Source organism: Pseudomonas sp. NFX224, from assembly GCF_048565165.1.
GTDB lineage: Bacteria > Pseudomonadota > Gammaproteobacteria > Pseudomonadales > Pseudomonadaceae > Aquipseudomonas.
Genome location: NZ_CP183416.1, coordinates 6,009,446 through 6,031,074, shown reverse-complemented (window position 1 = coordinate 6,031,074; position 21,629 = coordinate 6,009,446). Strand labels below are relative to the sequence as shown.

Below are 21,629 nucleotides of genomic sequence, written 5' to 3'. Positions count from 1 at the left end.
GTTACCCTCACAAAAGGAAGCCGAGCGCGCTCAGGCTGTCGGTGGAGTTGATCAGCCGCACTACTTTGCGTTCCAGGCTCGGCACGCCATCGGTGAAGCGAATGCGGTGATTGAGGTCGGCCACGAATGGCGTGTGCACGCCGCGCTTGTAGGCGTACAGCAACTGCGCGGAATTCACTTCAACGATGTCACCGGCCGATTCCACCAGACGGAAACGCGAAACCGTGCGAATGGTTTTCGCCGCATCCACGGCCGACGGCGAGTAGCCGGCAGTCAGGCGTTCGATGCGCAAATCACGCATCCGCGCATCGTCGTAGGCGTAGTTGAGCGTCGCTTCGAAATCTTCGGTGTCCGGGTCGATCGGTACGATGTACTTGCCGCTTTCGCTCCACAAGGTCGCCCATTCGGCGTAGTTCTTGTGGTCGAGCAGTTCGGCTTCGCGCCAGATGAATTCGATGGCCTGGGCCAACGGGCCGGAAAAACCGTTCAGGGTGTCTTGATTGCTCATTGGCTCATCATCCTTTTCCACATGTCGTAGGCACCGCGCATGCCGCCTTCGTCGGTGGCGTGGCTGACCTTGTCGCCGTTTTCAGCGGTGATTTCACGGTTCAGGCCGCGGTTGACCAGGATTGGCGCATCGACGCCGGCATACGAGCCGCGCTGCACGCGGTCCCAGGCTTCGGCATCGTCAGGGCTGCCGAAACCGAACGGGCCCTGGAAGTGTTCGTGGATGCGCATGCGTTCGCGGTTGGCGATTTCCGGGCCGCCTTCCATGCCGAGGGCCACGTGGCGGATCTCGGTTTCGGTAACCGACACCGGGCGCAGCACGCGGAAGAACGACATCGACATGGCAATGTTCGGGAACAGGTTCAGGTTGAAACCGGCGCCGTGCAGCGAGCGCACGATGCGACGGACCTGATCGGCCGGCATGGTTTTCGACAGTTCTTCAGTCACATGGGCAAAGCGCTCCTGCAACTGCTCGGTGCCGTCATCGTGATCGAGGTCGACGTGTTCCGGCACCATCACCATGACGCTGTGGCCGTTGCCCAGCGAGTGGGTCACGGCTTGCTCATCGGTCATGAACGAAAGCATTTCCGAGGTTTCTTCATCCACCGACGACATGAACGACTTGTGCACGATCGGGAAGTGGTAACCGTCGGTGGTGTTTTCCAACTGGATCTTCCAGTTGCCCTTGAAGCTGAACTTGTGTTCGCCCTGAGTCTTGATTGGGTAACCGGCGCCCTGCTTCATGAACAGGTCCATCCAGTGCCTGGCACCACCGAGGAAGTCTTCCAGCGGTTCGATCTCGTCGTTGTAGCTGGCGAAGACCATGCCGGCGTAGCTCTCGACGCGCAGGCTGGTCAGCGGCAGTTCGGATTTTTCCAGGATGCCTTCGTAGCCATCCGGATACGGCAGTGCACGCAATTTGCCGTCCAGACCATAAGACCAGCTGTGGTAAGGGCAGGTGAAACCGGTGGCGTTGCCCTTGTGCTTCTCGCACACGGTGGCGCCACGATGCCGGCAACGGTTTTCCAGCACGTTGATGTTGTTCTTCTTGTCGCGCACGACGATCACCGGGCGACGGCCGATGGTGGCGGTCTTGAAGTCGCCGCTGTTGCGCACTTCACTTTCGTGGGCAACCCACACCCAGGTGCGGTAGAAGATCTTGTCCAGTTCGGCTTCGAACAGCGCCGGGTCGTTGTACAGCGAGACGTCGACGCGGTCGTGCTGGACCAGGTCTTCGGGGCTTTTCGACGTCGCGATCAGCCGATATTCATGAGTGCTCATGCGGTTCTCCTCATGGCTTCTTTTTATGATTGAGTGATAGAGGCTTGCAGCTGCGCCCCAAAGGCGCAGACCCGTTCGTCCTGACCTTTGCGACCCACGATTTGCAGGCCGACTTTCAGCCCGCCGCAATCGAGTTCCACCGGCACCGTCAACGCCGGATGGCCGCTGAGGTTGAAAGGCCGTACCAGCGGGGTCATGCCGGCCACGGCTTTGCTGCCGGCGCGGGCTTCGCTGAGGGTCGGTGGCAAGGTCGGCAGTGTCGGCAGCAGCAACACCGCGAAGTCTTCCAGCGCAGCGTCCACCTGTTGGGTGAAACGTGTGCGCACGGCTTCGGCCTGGGCCAGCTCTTCACGCGTAGTACGGCTGGCCGCCAGCAAACGTGTCTCGACATCGGCGCCGATCAGGCCTTTGCCGGTGAGATGGCCGAACGCGGCCCAGTTTTCAAAGTTGATGACGGTCAGCCCGGCGGCGAACGCTGCTTCGAATTCGCTCAGGTGCAGATGGCCGCGACGCCATCCGGCACGGTCAGCGGCGGCACCCAGGCTGGCTTGCAGGTGCGGGTCGCAGCCCACTTCAAGGAAAGCGACTTTGGCACCGGCACTTGGCAGGCCCTGCACTTCAAAGCCCGGGCAGATCACCTGCATCGCGGCAATCAGGTCGTCCATGGTTCTGGCGAACGGCCCGACGCAATCAAGGCTCGATTCCAATGGATGGGCACCCACTCGGCTGACGCGACCGTAAGTCGGCTTGAGTCCGGCAACCCCGCAGCACGCCGCCGGTACCCGCACCGAACCACCGGTGTCGGTGCCGATGGCGATGTCGGCCAGACCCGCCGCAACAGCCGAAGCCGAACCGCTGGACGAACCACCCGGCACGCGATCCGGTGCTTGCGGGTTGATCGGTGTGCCGGTCCAGTCGTTGATGCCGGTAACGCCAAACGCCAGTTCATGCAGGTTGGTCTTGCCGACGATCTGCCAGCCAGCGTCGAGGATCGCGTCGACCACTTCGGCGTTTTTGGTTGCCGCTGGTGCATCGGCGAAGGCACGGCTGCCCGAACGGGTCGGATGGCCGGCGATGTCGATGGAATCCTTGATGGCAACGCGCTTGCCGTTGCCGCCGAGGAGGAATTCGCTGATGAAAGTACTCATGCATTCAACTCCGTATTGAACAGGCGCTGCGTACGGAAATGCGCAATCAGCCAAGTGCCGTCGACACAACGAAAATCGATGTTCAGCCGCGTGCCGAATAGCTCGTTGCGGCCATCGGCATAGGTGGAAATCTGCTGCATGATCCACTGCCCTTGCGCCCCACTGCCGTCGACCATGATCGACTCGCTGGTGAGGTAATGCAGGTTCAGCTTGAAGTGGTCGGACGGTGGCAGGTAACCACCGACAAACGCCGCCACCGCTTCACGCCCCTGATGCTGGCCGAAGGTTTGCGCGGTCTGGGTGCCGAGGCCTTCCCAGATCGCATCTTCAGTGAACAGTTGCGCCAGCTGGCTCAGATGAATCGCCGCCCGCGGCACATCGCACAGGTCCATGTAGCGCGCCATCAGGCGGCGCACTGCGCTTTCCCCTTCGAGCGTCGCCAGACGCTGCAGCAAAGCCTCGTTCATGGCTTACACCTTGGCCGCATCTGGGATGGTCAGCGGGCGACCGATGCGCGCTTCGATCTTGGCGTAGCGCCACAGGCTGTACTGGCCGACCGGCGTGGTGCGGAACAGGTTGCAGGCGTCGATCACCGACTGGTGGCAGTCGACGTCGGCCATGATGTAAACGGTCCACGGCGAGGTGGTGGACGGGCCGACCATCAGGCGATCATCATCCATCGCGCCGAGCACGGTGATGCCGGGCATGGCGCCGAGGTCGCCCATCATCTGGCTGAAGCCTTTCCACACGCTCAGGCCTTCGCCGGTGGGCAGGTCGAAAAAGTTCTGGGTGATGCCGATGCAGAAGACGACGCGCAACGGTTCCTGGGTAGCTTGGGACATGCTGTTGATCCTTTGAAAAAGTGATGAGAATTCAGATGTAGCCAGGGAACGGCGGCACGCCGAGGAACACCGAGCCGGCGCCGTCGTACAGGCCTTCGCTGAGGAAGGCGTGCTGGGTCACCACCATCGAGTCGCGCAGGTAGCGTTGCAGCGGATGGCGCAGGTAAATGGCGGTAGTACCGGCGAGGCTGTAGGCGCTCTGCACCACCTCGGCACCGGCCTGGGAAACATGGATGGCCGACAGACGCAGCAGGCTGGTTTGTTCCGGCGTCACCGGGTTGCCCGCGAGGATCGAGTTCCATACCTGTTCGGTGGCGTTGTAGAAGAAACCGCGCGCAGCGCTGAGCTTCGCTTCAGCCTTGGCGATCTCGATGCGCACGTAAGCACGGTCGGACAATTTCGGTGCGCCGGTGATGCCCGAGCCACCCGCCATGCGGCTGATTTCGTCCAGTGCTGCACGGGCCAGACCGAGGTTAACCACCGCCAGCACTTGCGCGGCGTAGGCAATCGACGGGTAGCGGAACAGCGGTTCGTCGATGGTCGCGGCACCGCCACGGATAAAAGTCCAGCGTTCGTCGACGCGTTTATCGGTCACACGCAAGTCATGGCTGCCGGTGCCTTTGAGGCCGACCACGTCCCAGTTCTCGATGATGTCCACCTGTTCCGGGCGGAATACCGCGGTGCGCGGCTTGCCACCAGCGGCGCCGATGCCCACGCCCAACAGATCCGCGCCTTTGCAGCCGCTGGCGAATTTCCAGGTGCCGTTGACCTGATAGCCACCGTCCACGGCTTCGGCCGGTTGCAACGGGAACAAGCCGCCAGCGAACACCAGGTCAGGGCTGTCGGCGTAGAGTTCAGCCAGGGTTTCTTTTGGCAACGCGGCGAGGTAAACGCCGGCGCTGCCGAAACTGGCCACCCAGCCGGCAGAGCCGTCGGCTTCGGAGATGCGCTCGATCATCTGCAGGAACAAGGCCGGTGCCAAAGCGTCGCCGCCGTAGCATTTCGGCGTGGCGGCGCGGTAGATGCCCACTTGTTTGAAACGCTCGATCATGTCCCGTGGCACATGAGAGACCGCGTCGAATTCCTCACGACGCTGGTGCACTTCATCCAGTACCTGCGCAAAGGCCTGGCTGTCGACGACATTCTCGTCAACGCCGATCGATGCGTCTTGTTGCGCAACCGCTGAACGCAGCATGGGCATTCTCCGTTTTGATTATTGTTAGTGGGCTACACCGTGTCCTGCCGGATCGGCGTGACTGCCCTTACATTGCGGTCCAGTGTAAAAACCGTACTCCGGCGCAACTATTGGTGCGTGCAGCCCCCCGACTAAAGAAAACCCCTAGGCCGACACCCCTTACCTCTGAGCGCATCCCCATGCGCGAGCGGGTATAAAACGCCATACTTCCGGCTCCACCGGTCGGAACCCACTGCCACCAAGGGCTGCGCGATGTATTTGCCGAAACCGAACGACTTTTATGCGCTGATCGAAGCCATGCCGCTGTGCATCATTCTTCACGATGCGCACACCAAGGAGATTCTCTGGGCCAACGCCGCCGCATTGGCGGCGCTGGGCTTTACCCTGGAAGAACTGACGCCACTGAAAGCCCCGGACATGACCCGTGACGCGCCGAAGTACCGGCGCTCGGTGGGCTTGCGTTGGCTGGAAGGCGCCGCGCGCACGGGCCAGCGTGCCATCGAGTGGTGTTATCGCTCCAAGCAAGGGGTGGAGATTCTTTCCGAAGCGGTGGCCACGCTGGTGCACCTGGACGGTCGCGATGTACTGATGGTGCAGTTCCGCGACATTTCTAAAGAAGACAAGGTCAAGCGTGACCTCAAGCGCTTCGAAAGTCGGCTCAAGGCCTTCATGCAGGATCTGGCCGAAGGCGTGGCGGTGCTTGGGCCGGAGGGTGATATCCGCTTTATCAGCGACTCCGGCGCGCACTTGCTCGATAGCGAAGTGCGCCAGCTGATGGGTAAAAACTTCCTCGCCTGGTGCGACGCGGCTTCACACCAGCGCCTCTTGCAACAGCTCGCCAACGAAACACCGGAACACGCACCGTTCAGTGTTCACTACAAAGTGCAACGGCGCGACGGTGAATGGCGCTGGCATGACGCAACCTGTCGCTACATCGAGATTGAGGACGATCTGGTCGGCCACTTGCTGTTGTTCCGCGACGTCACAGAGCAGGTGCAGGCCGAAGAAGCACGGCGGGTCAGCGAGCAGAAACTCGAATACCTGGCGCGCTACAACGCCATGGGTGAAATGGCCGTGGCCATCGCCCATGAGTTGAGCCAACCGCTGGCCGCCACCCGCAACTTTATTGAAGGCACGGTGATTCGCCTGGGCAATACCGGCGACACCGATGAAGGCGTCGCCTGGGGTTTGCAGAATGCGGTGCGGCAAATCGAGCATGCCTCGGTGATCATCAAGAGTGTGCGTGATTACGTGGTCAAGCTTGAGCAGTCCGAAGAGCTGGTCGACCTTAACGAGCTGCTGCGCGAAACCCGCTACTTCATCAGTTTGCGTGCCGATCCAAGCCTGGTGCGCGTGGAAGTCGTCACCTCGCCCGAGCCGCTGCGGGTGAGCTGCGAGAAGGTGCTGATCGGCCAGGTGATCCTCAATCTGGCTTTCAATGCCATTGAAGAAATGGCTGACCTGCCTATTGAACGGCGCTTGCTGCGCATCCAGGCCCGCGCCGATAACGGGGTGGCGCTGGTGCGCATCGAAGACAGCGGGCGCGGCATCCAGGCCCAGGCGCAAGAGAAGCTGTTCGACGGATTCTTCTCGTCCAAGGTCAGCGGTAACGGCATCGGCCTGGCGCTGTGCAAAAACATCATCGGCCGTCACCGTGGCGATATCTGGGCGCAAAACCTCGAGCCATGCGGCGCTGTATTCACCTTCTCCCTTCCCCTCGCCACTCCCATCTTGTAGCAGCTGCCGAGCCTGCGAGGCTGCGTTCGAGGACGCAGTACTCGCCTAGCCCGCACACACAACTTCCTGAAAGACCGCAGCGCCCGAATTTACGACGGCTGCGCAGCCGGACGCCGGCTGCTACAGGGGTCCTGCGCCCCGCGATAACGGGCTTTGGCACGGATTTCATGACACTGGCACAGAGACACAAACACTTGGCAGGCAGCGCAATTCCCCCGATTGCGGGGCGAGGCACTATTCGATGGTCAGAATCTGCCCACTCACCCGCGATCCGCGTTACCAACAATTCAGGAAGTTCCCCTTATGCGAACAAACAGGATCTCCGTACAGTCAGCGCTAGGCCTGAGCCTGCTTGTACTCGGTTTGAACAGTGCCCGTGCGGATTTGCCCGCCGACACCATCGGCCAGACCACCTTGGCATTCCCCGCTGAACCGCATCGCGCGTTTGTCGTCGATGTCGAGTTCGAAAGCTTCGTTGCCGGCCGCGTTACCGTGGTCGATCCCGACCAGAAACGCGTGCTGGGCATGGTGCCGACCGGTTTTGCCGCACCTTCGGCCCTGAGCCATGACGGCAAGCTGCTCTACAGCGCCGACATCTGGTATTCGCGTGGTACTCGCGGCACCCGCACCGACGTGCTGACCGCCTGGGACACCTCGACCCTGTCGCCAGCCTGGGAAGTGCTGATCCCGAACAAGCGCGCCGAGTCGCTGACCCAGCGCTACGGCCTGAAGACGAGCGGCGATGACCGTTTCGTCTACGTCTACAACTTCACCCCGTCGACCTCGGTCACCGTGGTTGATACCCAGACCAAAGCCGTCGCCACCGAAATCGCGATCCCGGGCTGCGTGCTCAACTACCCGGTTGGCAAGCGTCGTTTCGCCTCGCTGTGCGGCGACGGCAGCCTGCAAGTGGTAACGCTCAACGATCAGGGCCAGGAAACCGCGCGTAACCGCACGCCGTTCTTCGACCCGAACGCCGAGAAGCTGGTCGAGCGTGCGGTCAACGTCGGCGACACCTACTACTTCACCACGACCACCGGCACCGTGCGCGCCGTGGACTTCTCCGGCGACACACCGAAAATCCTGCCGAGCTGGTCGCTGACCACCGATGAGGAAAAGAAAGCCGGCTGGGCGCCGGGCGGCTGGCAGCTGATGGCCGTCGCGCCGAAGCTGAACCGCTTGTACGTGCTGATGCACGACGCTCATGAACCGATGAAGTGGGAAGACCCAAGCACGCTCATCTGGGCCTACGACCTCAAGACCATGAAGAAAATCGCCACCCTGGAAGCTCCGGCACCGGTGTGGAGCATGCAGGCCACCGGCGACGACAAGCCGCTGTTGCTGGGCACCGATGTTGAAGGTGGCTTGCAGATTTTCGACCTCAAGACCAACAAGCACACCGGCAGCATGGCCAAGGTCGCCAAAACCGCGACTCAGGTCATGAGCTACTGAACGAGGTTCGGCCATGCAATCAGATCCGATCTTCATCATAACCAGCGCGCTCGCCATTTCGGCGCTGCTGGCCAGTGCCGCGACCCACAAGGTGCGGGCTCCGGCGCGCTTCACCAAGCAAGTGGCGGACTATCAACTGCTGCCCGCTGCGCTGGTGCGCCCGAGCGCGCGGTTGATTCCGCTGCTGGAACTGGCCATTGCTTTTGCGTTGCTGGTTCCGGTCAGCCGGGGCTGGGCAGCGTTGAGTGCGGCCAGCCTGCTGGCGCTGTACGCCGCCGCCATCGGCATCAACCTGTGGCGCGGCCGTCGCGACATCGACTGCGGCTGCGCCGGTCCCGACCAGGCGCAACCGCTGCGCCCGGTCCTGCTGCTGCGCAACAGCGTGCTGGTAGCAGTGGCGCTGCTGGCCAGCGTGGCGCCGGTGGTGCGTGACATGACTGTGTTCGATGGCTTCGTCACCGTGGCTTGCGCCGCCGTTGCGCTGCTCATCTACGCCGCGGCCGCTGGCCTGATGGCGAACGCCCCTCTTCTGCTCAAATTGATTGGTAGGTAATCAAAATGGAAGGCTTGATCGTTTCCAACGTTCTGCTCTGGGTACTGCTGGTGGCCGTGGCGTTTGTCGTCATGGGCCTGGTTCGTCAGATTGGTGTGCTGCACGGCCGTCTGGCGCCTGCTGGCGCACTGATGGTCGACAAAGGCGTGGCCGTCAACGAAGCCGCACCGCAAATTACTGCCGCCGACCGTAACGGTCGCCCGGTGAACTTCGGTTATGCCGGTGAAAAATCGCAACTGCTGTTCTTCCTCTCGCCGACCTGCCCGATCTGCAAATCCCTGCTGCCGGCGATCAAATCCATCGCCAGGGAACAGGCCGGTACGCTCGACGTGGTGTTCGTCAGCGACGGCGACATGGACGCCCAGCAAGCGCTGATCCGCGAGCACAAACTGGAAGACGCGACCTACGTGGTCGGCCCGGAAGTAGGCATGACCTACCAGATCGGCAAGCTGCCGTACGCGGCGCTGATCGACAAGGCCGGCACCCTGCGCGCCAAAGGCTTGGTCAACTCCCGCGAGCACCTGGACAGCCTGTTCGAAGTCGAGCATTTGAAGCACGCCACATTGCAGCAATACCTCAATGCCCAACCTCACACCCACGATCATGACCACAGCCACGGCCATAGCCACTGATAAGGCAGGGAGACGTTTATGAAACTGCTGGATCTGTTGTTCGAGCGCTCGACGCGCCGTGTTGCCGACACTACTTCGCGCCGCAAACTGCTGTCGCGCATGGGCTCGCTGATGGTGGCCGGTGCCGCCCTGCCCCTGCTGTTGCCACTGGATCGCACCAGCAAGGCGCTGGCCGCGACTGACCCGAAGGCCGGCGACCCCGGTGATCCGAACAGCTGCGACTACTGGCGCTACTGCTCCATCGACGGTTTTCTGTGCAGCTGCTGCGGTGGTTCGGTGACGTCCTGCCCACCGGGCACCGAAGCGTCGCAAGTGACCTGGATCGGCACCTGCCGCAACCCGGCGGACGGCAAGGACTACATCATTTCGTACAACGACTGCTGCGGTAAGCAAAGCTGCGCGCAGTGCGCCTGCACCCGTAACGACAGTGAAGAACCGGCCTACCGCCCGTTCAACAACAACGATGTGAACTGGTGCCTGGCCGCCAAATCGCACATCTATCATTGCACCGTTTCGATCATCCGCGGCGTGGCGGTCTGACACGCGCTTTGCCGCCGGTTGCCTGGGCAATCGGCGGTTTTTTTCTTTATGAGTCTGCTTTTTTTCTTTTGGTAAGACCTGCCACCCGTAAAAGGTAGTTGTCATGCGTATGTTGCTTTCCCTGGGCCTGGCCTGCCTGCTCATTGCCCCGCAGGTGTACGCCCGAGCCATTCCCAACCCGACGCAGCGCCATGCACCGGGCAACGAAGCGCTGCAAAAACCCATCGCCGAGGCCAACTACAGCGTCGGCGTGAACTACCAGTTGCAATGCGCCGGTTGCCATTTGGGCGACGGCACCGGTTCCGCTGCCAACGACACGCCACGGATGAAAGGCTTTGTCGGCAACTTCCTGAAAGTCCCCGGCGGCCGCGAATTCCTGGTGCGCGTGCCGGGCATGTCGCAATCGGCGTTGAACAACGCGCAACTGGCGGACTTGCTCAACTGGCTGATGCGCGAAGACGGGATGGCCGGCAAGAGCATGCCGGCAGACTATCAGCCCTATAGCGCTGAAGAAGTGGCGACGTTGCGCGCCAAAACCATGCTCAACCTGCCGGGTACACGAGGTGAGTTGATCAAGGCCATGCGTGGACAAGGCATCGCGATTGATGACGGGATGAATTACTGAGCTGTCTGCGTCGCAACCCGCCTCAATTGACGATACGCCTCGACCAGTTGATCCAGGCTGAACGACAGATTTCGCCCACTGGGGTTGGGCAAGATCCACACAGCGGCATTGCCGAAAGTCCTGTCCTGAAGTCCCCACTCCACGTTGCGCTGACCGGATAGCGCCGAGTACGCCGCCTTACCGAGAAACGCCACATAGCGTGGCGCATGCCGGGCGATTTTTTGTTCGAAAGCCGCCGCCGCGGCGGTGAACTCGTGCAGCGACAACTGATCCGCCCGCGCCGTTGGTCGCTCGACCACGGCGGTCAAACCGCAGTGATAGTGCAGAATCGTCCGGTCGTTTTCCGGGCGCACTTCTTGCGGCGTAAACCCGGCAAGATGCAGCGTGCGCCAGAAGCGATTGCCCCGACCGGCAAAATGGTGCCCTTGGGCGGCGGCGGTCATGCCGGGGTTGATCCCGCAAAACACCACCACCAGTCGTTCGGCCAGAATGTCTTCGAGCCCTTCACTCACCGCAGATCACGCTCACTGCATTACGCGCCAGCTCGGTCAATTCGCTGCGGGATTTACCCGCCCGTGCCCGAATCGAAATGCTGTGCAGCAGCGAAGACGCCAGTACCGCCAGCGCCGCCGCGTCGACATCGCCTTTCAATTCACCGGACTCGATAGCCGTTCTCAGACGCACTTCCAGATCGGCGTCGAGGCGGCTGAGCCGGTCTGACAGCACCTCTCGGATCTCCGGGTCCTCGACCGCTTCGGTGGTCGCTGTGCCAATCGCAAAGCAGCCGCGTGGCTGGCCTTCGCCCGAAAAGTAGATCGACAACTGCCCTTCGTAGAAACGCATCAGCGCTTCACGCAACGTCAAGCCCGTGTCCGTCAGCGCCGCCTGCATTTCGGCGGAGGCCACGTCCCAGTACTGCTCAAGCGCCTTGATGTACAGGGAATGCTTGTCGCCGAAAGCCGCGTAGAGGCTCGGGCGATTCATTCCTGCCGCGGTGGCGATGCTGTCCAGGGACGCGCCGGAATAGCCGGTGCTCCAGAAAACACCGAGCGCTTGTTGCAGCGCTGTCTGCGGGTCATACGCGCGGGGCCGGCCGCGGCCTTTACCCTCTGTCGGTTTATTTTGTGCCATGTCGTACAAAATCCTTGCAGGAAGGTGAATGTGGAGATATTTTTACACCATCGCACAAAAATAAGGAACCACAAATTCCTTGATCCATGTTTGTTCACGCGAAGCTCGAACCGGGTGTTGCAACGACGAAACAGAGGCGGCGGAGCGATCCTCCCAACCGCCAGCGGGTTTGCTTTCCAACAGCATTTATTCACGTCGGCGCCAGGCGATGACGCCTGGCCCGAATTCCCGGTTAAAGGTGCATTCGATCATGACAACACAAATCGACATCCCGGCTTCCCAGGCCTTCGAGGCCCAATCGCCCATCAAGAAACCTTTAAAGGAGAAACTGCGCCCATGGCTGATGGTGGGCCTGCCCGCCCTCTTCGCCGCCGTTGGCTACGCCCACTACGTTGCCGGGGTGCCCTTCGTCACCACCGATAACGCCTACGCCCGGGTGGCCAAGGCATCGATCAACGCGCGGATTTCCGGTCAGGTCGTGGAAATCGCCGTTGAAGACAACCAGAAGGTCACCAAAGGCCAGGTGCTGTTTCGCATCGACCCCAAGCCGCTGCAGATCGCGATCGATCGTGCCCAGGCACAACTGAGCGTCGCGCGGTTGCGCATCGATGGCCTCAAGGCCAGCTATCGCCAGCAGCAGGCAGAACTGCAATCGGCGAAAGAGTCGGCGGGCTTCGACCAGAAGGAATTTGCCCGCAAGAAAGCGCTGGTGGCGACCGAATTCGTTTCCCGCTCCCTTTATGAGCGCTCGGAAACCGACCTTAAGGTGGCACGGCAGCGCATCGCGTCCATCGAGCAACAGATCGCCAGCACCGTTGTGGCTTTGAACGGCAACCCGAATATCGAAGCCGACAGCCATCCGAGCGTTCGTGAGGCCAAGGCTCATCTGGACGAAGCGCAGTTGTATCTGTCGTACGCCACGGTTTATGCACCGGCCGACGGCATCGTGGCCAAGGTCGATGACTTGCAGGTGGGCAACTACCTGAACAACGGCGCACCTGCGTTTGCGCTGATTTCCGACCACGAGATCTGGATCGAAGCCAACTTCCGCGAAACCCAGGTCACGCACATGCGCCCGGGCCAGGAAGCGACCATCCGCATCGACACCTACCCGGATCGCGTATTCAAGGCCCACGTCACCAGCATGAGCCCCGGCGCCGGTTCGGACTTCGCCCTGCTGCCGCCGGAAAACGCCACCGGCAACTGGGTCAAGGTGGTTCAGCGGGTACCGGTTCGCCTTGAATTGGATGACGCCGATCCTGCCCTGCCACTGTTTTCCGGCACCAGCGCCACGGTCAAGGTTGACACCGGTTACAGCACGCCATGGTGGCAACCACTCAAATCGTTGCTGACGGCGGGTAACTTCTAATGAACGCCCATGCAGATACAACCCCGAATGCAAGCAGTGCGCGCTCGCTCAGGTTGGCCGTTCTGCTCGCGACCTACATGCAGTCGGCGAACCTGCCATTGCCGAACGCGGTACTGCGCCTGATTCAAGGCAGTCTGTCGATGACCGACGACCAGGCCGGCTGGATTTTCACCGCGTACCTGGCGGCGAGCGCCATCACCATGCCAATCGCCCAGTGGCTGGCCGGGCGCTTTGGCTTGAAGCGTGTGTATCAGGCCGCGCTGGCGTTCTTCGTCCTCGGCTTGTGGCTGGCCACTGTTTCCGGCACGCCGCTGGAGTTCATCGGCGCCCGCATTATTCAAGGCTTGGCGAGTGGTGTGCTGGCGCCCCTGTCGATGGCGATTGCCATGGAGACACTGGCCCCCGAGAAGCGCATGAAGTTCGGCGCGACCTGGACCGCCATCGTGCTCGTGGGCATCGTCAGCGGCCCGAGCATCGGTGGCTGGATTGCCGAGCATTTCGACTGGCGTCCGATCTTCTACATCAGCCTGCCGTTGTCAGCGTACATCTTCCTGGTCGTAGCGATGTTGCTCACCGAAAAGAAAGCCGCGAAGGCGCCGTCTTTCGATTTCTTCGGCTTCGGCAGTTTCACACTGTGCCTGATCAGCCTGCAAATGCTGCTCGACCGTGGTGAACGCATGGACTGGTTCGACTCGCCGGAAATCTGGATCGAGGCGCTGGCCAGTGGACTGGGCTTGTACGTGTTCCTGATGCACGTGCTGACCAGACAGGCGCATTTCCTCAACAAGAGCCTGTTCCGCGATCGCAATTTCGTGCTGTCGACGATCATCTTTTTCGCCGTCGGATTCGTGCTGCTGTCGACCATGGCCCTGACGTCGCCGATGCTCGATGAAATCCTCGGCTACCCGCCTGACACCACCGGTGCCCTGACCATCCCGCGCGGTATCGGGCTGGTGGGCGCGTTCCTGCTGATGGGGCGTGTGCCCGAGCGTTACGACCGTCGGTTGTTCGTGGCGGCAGGCGCCGGGGCGGTGATTTATGCCAACTGGTTGATGCTTGGTTATTCACCGCTGATGGACTGGTCGCCGGTGGCGGTGACCGGCGCGATCCAGGGAATCGGCATCGGCATGTTGATGCCGTCGCTGACCAAGGTCGCGTTCAGCACACTCGACCCCAAGCTGCGCCCGGAAGGCACCGGTCTGTTCAATCTTTCCCGTGTTTACGGCAGCACCATCGGCGTGGCGATCGTGCAGATTTTCTTCTTCAACAATACCCAGGCGATGCACTCGGCGCTGGTCAGCAACGTGACGCCCTATCGCGCCGCGGCCCATTTCGGCACCGCGTCGCTGCCCTTGCCGGCACTTGAAGGGCTGAACCACATGATCACCCACCAGGCTGCGTTCATCGCCGTTGTCGACCAGTTCAAGATCTTGATGGTGGCGATGCTGGTGGTGAGTCCGCTGATTCTCTTCCTTCGCAAACCCGCTGCGGCCAACTAGTTTTCGAGGAGTGTGCCCAATGAAATCCAGTCATCTGTTCCAACCGAAACTCACGGCACTGTCGGCGCTGGTTTTTCTCTCGGCCTGCACTGTCGGCCCTGACTTTAAAACCCCGGCTGCCAGCCCGTCGCAGCACTACGACCAACAGGCCGAGCAGCGTCTCGGTCAGGGCGGCGAGCAGCGCATTGCGCTCGGCCAGAAAGTCAGCGGGCACTGGTGGTCCGCCTTCCGCTCGCCCAAGCTCGACCAGGTCGTGCGACGGGCTATCGACGGCAACCTTGAACTGGTCGCCGCCGACGCCACCATACGCCAGGCCTCTCAATCCGTGGCGGCGGCGCAAGGCGCGTTGTACCCGCAGGTCGACTTCGGTGCGACGGCGGGTCGTCAACGGGTGCACAACGCCAAGGAACCTTCGGTCTCCAACTTCTATGCGATCGGGCCACGGGTCGGTTTCGACCTGGATGTGTTCGGTGGCAACAAGCGGCTGGTCGAACAGCAGCAAGCGTTCACCGATCTGCAAAAGCACCGCTACGAAGCGGCGTACCTGACCCTGACCGGCGAGGTCGCCAGCCAGTCGTTGTTGATCGCATCGGCCAACGCGCAAATCCAGGCCGTGGAGAAACTGCTGGCCAACGACACCAGGAACCTCGAACTGGTGCGCGCGGCGCTGATCAACGGCACGACCACGCAGATTGATGTTTCGCTGGCCGAGACGCGGCTTGCCCAGGACCGCACGCTGCTGCCGCCATTGGCCCAGCAACGCGATGCGGCCCGCCATGCGCTGTCGATCCTGACCGGCAAAGGCCCGGCGGACTGGATCGCGCCGGACTTCCACCTCGACGAGTTCGCCTTGCCGTCGAACGTGCCGGTCAGCCTGCCCTCGGAAATGGCCCACGATCGGCCGGACGTGCGCCAGGCCGAAGCCGAGCTGCACATCGCCAGCGCTGCCGTTGGCGTGGCGACCGCCAATCTCTATCCGCGGGTGACGCTGTCCGCGTCGCTGGCCCAAGCGGCTTCGGGCAATGGCGGTGCCGCGCTCTGGGGTTTTGCCGCGGGCCTGACGGCACCGATCTTCAAAGGTGGAACCCTCAAGGCTGAGCAGCAGGCAGCCGTCGAAGGCTACAACGCGATGCTCGCCGGCTACCAGCAGACCGTCATCAGTTCGTTCGGCCAGGTCGCGGACACGCTGCAAGCCATCAACCATGACGCGCAAGAGTTCCTCGCCCAAGAAGATGCCCTGCAAGCGGCCGAAACCAGCCTGCGGTTGAACCAGCAAGCCTACGCCCAAGGCGAAAACAGCATCCTCCAGGTGCTGGAAGCCGAGCGCGCCTACCAACAGTCGCTGCTGGGTCATATCCGCGTGAAGACCGCGCAGTACCTCGACACCGTGCAGCTGTTTGTCGCCCTCGGCGGCAATTCCGCCGGCGTCTTCGAGCAACGGGTTGCCAGTCGCGAAGCCCCACAACGTGTGTATCAGTAGAGGCTGCGGCCTCGATATTTGGAGTAATGACATGTCCTACGAAGCCTTTCACGACGAACTTCGCGATACAAAATTTGCGCTGAATCACGGCACGGGAAAAATGCCCGCCGTCGGCTTTGGCACCCTGTTCAAGGACCTGAGCGTCACTACCGAGGCGATCACCCACGCGCTGGAAACCGGGTTCCGCCATTTCGATTGCGCCGAACGTTATCGCAACGAAGAAAGTGTTGGCGTTGCCTTCAAGGCGTTCATGGACGCGGGCAAGGCGCGGCGCGAAGACTTGTTCATTACCACCAAACTGTGGAACACCAACCACCGTCCCGAGCGCGTGTTGCCGGCGTTCGAAGCCAGTTGCCGTCGGCTCCAGGTGGACTACATCGATTGCTACCTGATCCACACGCCTTTCGCCTTCAAGGCGGGCGACGATCAGGATCCACGGGACGCGTTCGGCCATGTCCTCTACGACGGTGACGTGAAGCTGATCGATACCTGGCGCGCACTTGAGCAATTGGTGGTTGAGGGCCGCTGCGGGTCCATCGGCTTGTCCGATATCACCCTGGAAGCGCTGAAAGAGATCGTGGCCGAGGCGCGGATCAAGCCCGCCGTGGTGCAGGTCGAGTCCCACCCTTACTTGCCGGAATGGGAGTTGCTTGAGTTCTGCAAGGAACATGGCATCGTCGTCCTCGCCTTTGCCCCGCTCGGGCATGGCATGGAGCCGAACGTGCTGGAAGACGAAGTGATTACCGGGATCGCCCGGCATTTGCAGCGAACCCCGGCCCAAGTATTACTGGCCTGGGCTGTGCAACGGGGTGTAGCGTTCCTGACGACTTCGGCGACGCCGAGCCATATCCGCGAGAACTTTGACATCACTACCCTGCCGCACCGGGCCATGCTGGAAATTCGCGAAGAGATCACAACGCGGATACGCTTCAATTCGGTGGTCGAGACGGGGGTGCCGGGATTCATCCCGCGAAAACAGTAATGCACGACAAGGGACGGCACCGACCGTCCCTTTTTTTGGCTATACCTTGAGGTGAAACCGATGGATGTTTTCCAGACCATGCGCTGTTTCCTGGCGGTCGCCCAAAGCGGCAGCTTTACCGCAGCCGCCCAGTTGCTGGACACCACCACGACCAACGTTTCCAAAGCGGTTTCCAGCCTGGAAACCCGCCTGCAAACCCGCCTGATCAACCGCACGACCCGGCGCCTGGCGCTGACCGAGGCCGGCACCCGTTATTTGCAACGCTGCGAGAGAATTCTGGAGGAACTGCGTGAAGCCGAGGAGGAAGCCGGCACCGCACAGACCACCCCCGTAGGCCGCTTGAAGATTCATGCGCTGTCGGCCATCGGCAACCATTACGTGATCGACGCCATCGCCCAATACCGCGAGACACATCCCTCGGTCTTGTTTGACTTGACCTTGACCAATCGGCTGCCGGATTTGCTTGAGGAAGGCTATGACATGTCGATCGTGCTGGCGCGGGACTTGCCCGACTCGGGCTTTGTCGCGCAGCGGCTGGGCATCACCTATAGCATCCTCTGCGCCTCGCCGGCGTACCTGAAGAAACGCGGAATGCCCGACACGCCGGGTTCGCTGGGAGCACATGATTGCTTGAGGATCGTCAACACGGTCATGCCGGTTGAACACTGGGTGTTCGAAGGGCCCGAAGGCGTGGAGACCGTCAGCACCCCGGTGTCGCCGTTTCACGTCAACACCGCCGACGCCATGACCGTCGCCATCAGCCGGGGCATGGGGATCGGCATTCAGCCGATTGCGTCCGCCGTGGCCGGGCTCAAGGCCGGCACTCTGGTGCGGGTGCTACCGGAATATCATTTCGAAGAGTTGAACCTGTTTGCGATCTACCCTTCACGAAAATTCGTCGATGCAAAAATAAAAACCTGGGTGGAGTTCCTGAAGGATTACCTGCCCGGGTTGCTGGCGACCGATGACAAAATTGCCCGCACATCAAAGAAAACCAAAAACCTCTGAGGATGGAGTGTCGACCCTCCACCGTCATCACAGTACTCAACCGGTCGTACATCCGGTGCCCATGACCTGATACTGCAGGACATGCCGTTGACCCTGAGAATCTTCATAAGTCATTTGCGCCGATACCGGGCCACATTCTGGCGGAACATCACTCACGGAGATGACCTTTTTCACGTCCAGTTTCGAACCGTAGGTGTAAGTCTCAACCGGTGTCTGGTCTCTCGAGAGCTTGGCTTGGCTTTCTTCGGCAATGGCCTGCGCACCGATGCAACTGAGTGCGAGGAAAATCGCGATTTTTGAGATGTTCATGTTGTTCACTGTCTCGTTCAGGTTGGCTGACTGTTACCTCGTGAACCCGTGGGATGGGTTCAGTCGGTAGAGACAATGCTAGGGGTTTAGCCCGGCGCCAAACAGCGCAGCGCCGGATAAACACTGTTAACAAAATGAGGGGGAATGCATGACGTCAACGATTACGCGCCTTAAGCCTGCGCAGCAGCCAACGAGCCCACTCGCCCCACACTCGACGCTGACTCAAGACGCTCAATTTCCGGCAAAACGTCCGCCGCTGGCGTCCACGCCGGCACGCTCGGCATCTCCTTGCGCAAGCTGTGAATCAGGGTGTACGACATGACCAGCAGCAACATCGCAATCGGCAAGCCGGCAGCAATACTCGCCATCTGAATCGCCTTCAGCCCGCCCGCCAGCAGCAGACCTGCGGCAATCGCACCTTCCAGAAGACACCACAGCAACCGAATCCAGTTGGGCGGATTGGTGCTGCCCAGCGCACACAAGGTGCACAACACCTGGGTACCGGCATCCGCCGTGGTGACAAAATGCACACCCAGCAATACGCACACCAGTATCGACAGCGCGGCGCCAATCGACGGGCCATCCAGCGTCTGAACCAGCGTGAACATGGCCGCCGTGGTTTCTTTCTTGGTGGCGAGCAGCACCGTGCCGCCTTCGAACTTCGGCTGTTCCTGAGCCACCACCTGGCTGGCAGCAGACGCCTGATAGGCCTGTCGATCCTGCTGTTCGTTTTTCAACGCAGCACCACCGAACACCGACATCCACAGAATGGTCACCAGGGTCGGCACCACCAATGCCCCGATCACCAGTTCACGGATGGTCCGGCCTTTGGAAATCCGCGCAATGAACAGACCGACGAAAGGCCCCCAGGTCATCCACCATGGCCAGTAGAACGCCGTCCACCAGTTTTGCCATTCGCTGTCTTTTTGCGTGTCCATCCAGAAGCTCAGGCCGACAATGTTTTGTACATAGTCACCGGTGGACTCAAACATGAGGTTCAGAATGTAGCGAGTCGGGCCAATGGCAAGTACTGCCAACATCAAAATAAAGGACAAATACATATTAAGCGTGGAAATACGCTTCATGCCCTTGGACAGTCCGGCCAACAGCGAAATGCAGGCAACGACACTTACAAACAGAATGATGGATAACTGCAATCCAACACTCACCGGAATACCGAACACCTGATGCAACCCGGTATTGATTTGAACGACACCCAACCCCAAGGATTGCGAAACACCGAACGCCGTAATCACCACGCCCATAATGTCGACAACATGACCTATCCAGCCATAGATGCGGTCGCCAATCAGCGGGTACAGCAACGAACGAAGGGCCAGCGGCAAACCTTTACGGTAGGCGAAATACGCCAGGCTCAGGCCGATCATGGAGAAAATCGCCCACGGGTGCAGGCCCCAATGGAACAGGGTAATGCGCATCGCCAGGGTTGCGGATTCGTCCGTCAGGCCCTTGGAGAACGGGTTGTCGGCGTAGTGCAGCATGGGCTCGGCGACAGACCAGAAGATCAGGCCGATGCCCATTCCCGCGCTGAACAGCATGGCAATCCACGAGGCGAAACTGAATTCGGGCCGGTCATGTTCGGTGCCTAGCTTGAGATTACCGAAACGGCTGACGGAGATATAAAGCAGCAGACCGAGTACGCCACTGATCAGGGCGAGGTAATACCACTTGAAGTTATGCAGGATAAACACCGAAGCCATTTCAAAAGCCTTGGCTGCCTGCTCATCTTTAAATGCACAAAATAGAACAAATGAAATCACCGCCAGTATCGAAGCGATGGTCACATTCGGGTTCAAGCCTTTTAACATGCCTGATTGCGCACGCATTGTTTTCCCCTTTTGTTATTGTTTAAGGGTTTTAGAGAGTATTCCGCAAGATGTTTATCGCCTGATATCAACTGATGTCAGCGCGCTGTTTATCTGCGGTTTAATTCCGGTCTATCTCGGTTTTGGCAGCATCGCCAAGATGATTGAAACCTGACTATCGTTCAAACCATTTTTAATCACCGACTCATGAGAAAAACGCATCAATAAATCCGTTCCGCCCTCCCTCGCTTAACGCCCGTCCACGCACTCACTGACCGGCTCGACAACCGACGCCAGGCTGGAGCTGGCGATCCCGTTGGGTGTCGATGGGTGTTGCAGGGGCGCATCCTTTTGCAGGTGCTTGCCGGTGACTTTCGCCTGGCCCACGCACAGCGCAAGCAACCCTGCACTGCCCGCGTAGAAAAAGTAGAAGCTTGAGGTACCCAAGTGCTCCATCAACACGCCCGCGATCAGCGGACCGAAACAGGCACCGACACCGAAGGTGATCAACAACATGCCCGACAGCGAAACACGCAGTTGCGGCTCCATATTGTCGTTGGCCAACGCCACGCCCAGCGGATACAGACAGAACTGCAAAAAGCCGATGCCCGCACCGAACCACAGCAAGGTCATGAACGAAGGCGTTTGATTGAAGCCCAGCGGCAGGCTGATGAGTACCAGCAACACCGCCACCGCACGAATCAGGCTCGCCCGGGGCAACCGATCCGACAGCCAGCCCAGCGGCAACTGCGCCAACAGCCCGGCACCGATGGTCAACGCCATGAACTGGCCAACCTGCGCCGTACCCAATCCCTGCTTGCTCGCATAGATCGACGCCAATCCGTAGAAGCTGCCGTTGATCATTCCGGATACCAGAATCGTCACCAGGGACTGCGGGATGCGCCGCAGGAACAACCGCAGATCAATCGAGGCCGAAGGCACCGCTGTCGGATGGGCGCTGCGAGTGAGTGCCACCGGCACCGAGCACAGCGCGAATACCATCGCCACACCCAGCAGTGCACGAATCCCCAATCCCTCGTCGAAACTCAAGGCCAGTTGGCCGAGCATCATGCCGACGTAGCTGGCGACCATGTACAACGCCAGCACACTGCCCCGCTGCTCGGTGCGGGCCTGATCATTGAGCCAGCTTTCCAGCACCATCAACTGGCACATCATGGCCAGCCCGACCAGCCCACGCAGCACCAGCCAGAAAGGCAGGGAGGTGCTGAACTCATGCGCCAACACCGCCGCCGCTATGGTTCCGGCACAAGCCGCATAAGTTCGAATGTGCCCGACCTGTGCAATCAGGCTGCGTCCAACCCAGCCACCCAGCACCATCCCCAGGGCATTGGCGGCCATCAACGCACCGCCTGCCGTTTCGGTCGACCCCATCGCGTTGAGACGCAGCGCCAGATAGGTCATCAGCAAGGTCGACCCCAACTGCATCAACAAGCTGGCCAGGTAGAGGGCGCCGAAGGTTTTTGTCAGTTTTATCACCGTACCGATCCCCCGA

23 protein-coding genes are annotated in these 21,629 nt (G+C 60.7%); 12 read left to right on the top strand and 11 right to left on the bottom strand.

The features are described from left to right. Window positions 1-7 precede the first annotated feature (7 nt). From ACNYC6_RS27640 to ACNYC6_RS27615, 6 genes are read right to left on the bottom strand one after another with little or no spacing between them, the layout of a single operon-like run. The gene (locus ACNYC6_RS27640; protein ID WP_419710075.1) at window positions 8-508 is read right to left on the bottom strand and encodes an aromatic-ring-hydroxylating dioxygenase subunit beta; all 501 of its coding nucleotides are present in this window, start codon (window positions 506-508) and stop codon (window positions 8-10) included. Beyond that, window positions 505-1,788, bottom strand: coding sequence for an aromatic ring-hydroxylating oxygenase subunit alpha (locus ACNYC6_RS27635; protein ID WP_419710074.1), 1,284 nt, complete (start codon window positions 1,786-1,788; stop codon window positions 505-507). The genes ACNYC6_RS27640 and ACNYC6_RS27635 overlap by 4 nt, the downstream gene beginning before the upstream one ends. Before the next feature lie 23 nt (window positions 1,789-1,811). After that, entirely contained in the window at window positions 1,812-2,936 is a 1,125-nt protein-coding gene (locus ACNYC6_RS27630) for an amidase (RefSeq protein ID WP_419710073.1), read from the bottom strand. Then, the gene (locus ACNYC6_RS27625) at window positions 2,933-3,403 is read right to left on the bottom strand and encodes a nuclear transport factor 2 family protein (protein WP_419710072.1); all 471 of its coding nucleotides are present in this window, start codon (window positions 3,401-3,403) and stop codon (window positions 2,933-2,935) included. Before ACNYC6_RS27625 ends, ACNYC6_RS27630 begins: the two co-directional genes overlap by 4 nt. 3 nt (window positions 3,404-3,406) lie before the next feature. Then, the gene (locus tag ACNYC6_RS27620) at window positions 3,407-3,778 is read right to left on the bottom strand and encodes a hypothetical protein (RefSeq protein ID WP_046040355.1); all 372 of its coding nucleotides are present in this window, start codon (window positions 3,776-3,778) and stop codon (window positions 3,407-3,409) included. 31 nt (window positions 3,779-3,809) lie between these two features. After that, window positions 3,810-4,973, bottom strand: a complete 1,164-nt coding sequence (locus tag ACNYC6_RS27615) for an acyl-CoA dehydrogenase family protein (protein WP_419710071.1) — start codon at window positions 4,971-4,973, stop codon at window positions 3,810-3,812. A gap of 252 nt (window positions 4,974-5,225) precedes the next feature. Here ACNYC6_RS27615 and ACNYC6_RS27610 point away from each other — a divergent pair, with 252 nt between their 5' ends. From ACNYC6_RS27610 to ACNYC6_RS27585, 6 genes are all read left to right on the top strand, one after another. Next, the gene (locus ACNYC6_RS27610) at window positions 5,226-6,710 is read left to right on the top strand and encodes a sensor histidine kinase (protein WP_419710070.1); all 1,485 of its coding nucleotides are present in this window, start codon (window positions 5,226-5,228) and stop codon (window positions 6,708-6,710) included. A gap of 303 nt (window positions 6,711-7,013) precedes the next feature. Beyond that, window positions 7,014-8,162 carry an amine dehydrogenase large subunit gene (locus tag ACNYC6_RS27605; RefSeq protein ID WP_419710069.1) on the top strand — a complete coding sequence of 383 codons (1,149 nt, stop codon included), beginning with the start codon at window positions 7,014-7,016 and terminating at the stop codon, window positions 8,160-8,162. 13 nt (window positions 8,163-8,175) lie between these two features. After that, entirely contained in the window at window positions 8,176-8,715 is a 540-nt protein-coding gene (locus ACNYC6_RS27600) for a MauE/DoxX family redox-associated membrane protein (protein WP_419710068.1), read from the top strand. 5 nt (window positions 8,716-8,720) lie between these two features. Beyond that, entirely contained in the window at window positions 8,721-9,347 is a 627-nt protein-coding gene (mauD, locus tag ACNYC6_RS27595; protein WP_419710067.1) for a methylamine dehydrogenase accessory protein MauD, read from the top strand. 18 nt (window positions 9,348-9,365) lie between these two features. Continuing rightward, complete coding sequence (locus ACNYC6_RS27590) at window positions 9,366-9,887, top strand: methylamine dehydrogenase light chain (RefSeq protein ID WP_027620621.1); 522 nt, start codon at window positions 9,366-9,368, stop codon at window positions 9,885-9,887. 103 nt (window positions 9,888-9,990) lie between these two features. Next, window positions 9,991-10,512, top strand: a complete 522-nt coding sequence (locus ACNYC6_RS27585) for a cytochrome C (RefSeq protein ID WP_419710066.1) — start codon at window positions 9,991-9,993, stop codon at window positions 10,510-10,512. On the opposite strand, the gene mug is transcribed toward ACNYC6_RS27585, so the two are convergent. Then, window positions 10,506-11,024 carry a G/U mismatch-specific DNA glycosylase gene (gene mug, locus ACNYC6_RS27580; RefSeq protein ID WP_419710065.1) on the bottom strand — a complete coding sequence of 173 codons (519 nt, stop codon included), beginning with the start codon at window positions 11,022-11,024 and terminating at the stop codon, window positions 10,506-10,508. The genes ACNYC6_RS27585 and mug overlap by 7 nt on opposite strands. After that, window positions 11,017-11,643 (bottom strand): TetR/AcrR family transcriptional regulator, encoded by a 627-nt coding sequence (locus ACNYC6_RS27575; RefSeq protein WP_419710064.1) that lies wholly within the window; start codon window positions 11,641-11,643, stop codon window positions 11,017-11,019. The genes mug and ACNYC6_RS27575 overlap by 8 nt, the downstream gene beginning before the upstream one ends. A 250-nt stretch (window positions 11,644-11,893) precedes the next feature. On the opposite strand from ACNYC6_RS27575, the gene ACNYC6_RS27570 reads away from it, so the two are divergent. Genes ACNYC6_RS27570 through ACNYC6_RS27550 form a run of 5 tightly spaced genes read left to right on the top strand, consistent with a single transcriptional unit; the run spans window position 11,894 to window position 17,981 of the window. Then, window positions 11,894-13,012 carry an HlyD family secretion protein gene (locus ACNYC6_RS27570; RefSeq protein ID WP_419710063.1) on the top strand — a complete coding sequence of 373 codons (1,119 nt, stop codon included), beginning with the start codon at window positions 11,894-11,896 and terminating at the stop codon, window positions 13,010-13,012. Further along, entirely contained in the window at window positions 13,012-14,511 is a 1,500-nt protein-coding gene (locus ACNYC6_RS27565; protein WP_419710062.1) for an MDR family MFS transporter, read from the top strand. The genes ACNYC6_RS27570 and ACNYC6_RS27565 overlap by 1 nt, the downstream gene beginning before the upstream one ends. Before the next feature lie 19 nt (window positions 14,512-14,530). Next, a complete protein-coding gene (locus tag ACNYC6_RS27560) occupies window positions 14,531-15,991 on the top strand; it encodes an efflux transporter outer membrane subunit (protein WP_419710061.1) in 1,461 nt (486 codons plus the stop codon). A gap of 31 nt (window positions 15,992-16,022) precedes the next feature. Beyond that, window positions 16,023-16,973, top strand: a complete 951-nt coding sequence (locus ACNYC6_RS27555) for an aldo/keto reductase (RefSeq protein WP_419710060.1) — start codon at window positions 16,023-16,025, stop codon at window positions 16,971-16,973. 60 nt (window positions 16,974-17,033) lie between these two features. Continuing rightward, complete coding sequence (locus tag ACNYC6_RS27550) at window positions 17,034-17,981, top strand: LysR family transcriptional regulator (protein ID WP_419710059.1); 948 nt, start codon at window positions 17,034-17,036, stop codon at window positions 17,979-17,981. A 36-nt stretch (window positions 17,982-18,017) separates the two neighbouring features. On the opposite strand, the gene ACNYC6_RS27545 is transcribed toward ACNYC6_RS27550, so the two are convergent. Together ACNYC6_RS27545 and ACNYC6_RS27540 are read right to left on the bottom strand one after the other, a co-directional pair. Next, window positions 18,018-18,290, bottom strand: a complete 273-nt coding sequence (locus ACNYC6_RS27545; protein WP_419710058.1) for a DUF2790 domain-containing protein — start codon at window positions 18,288-18,290, stop codon at window positions 18,018-18,020. 170 nt (window positions 18,291-18,460) lie between these two features. Further along, window positions 18,461-20,077 carry a BCCT family transporter gene (locus ACNYC6_RS27540; protein ID WP_419713020.1) on the bottom strand — a complete coding sequence of 539 codons (1,617 nt, stop codon included), beginning with the start codon at window positions 20,075-20,077 and terminating at the stop codon, window positions 18,461-18,463. On the opposite strand from ACNYC6_RS27540, the gene ACNYC6_RS27535 reads away from it, so the two are divergent. Then, on the top strand, window positions 19,980-20,291 hold the full coding sequence (locus ACNYC6_RS27535) for a hypothetical protein (protein WP_419713059.1): 312 nt from the start codon (window positions 19,980-19,982) through the stop codon (window positions 20,289-20,291). The genes ACNYC6_RS27540 and ACNYC6_RS27535 overlap by 98 nt on opposite strands. Window positions 20,292-20,365: 74 nt before the next feature. Here ACNYC6_RS27535 and ACNYC6_RS27530 read toward each other — a convergent pair whose 3' ends face one another. Continuing rightward, complete coding sequence (locus ACNYC6_RS27530; RefSeq protein ID WP_419710057.1) at window positions 20,366-21,613, bottom strand: MFS transporter; 1,248 nt, start codon at window positions 21,611-21,613, stop codon at window positions 20,366-20,368. Between the last annotated feature and the right edge of the window lie 16 nt (window positions 21,614-21,629).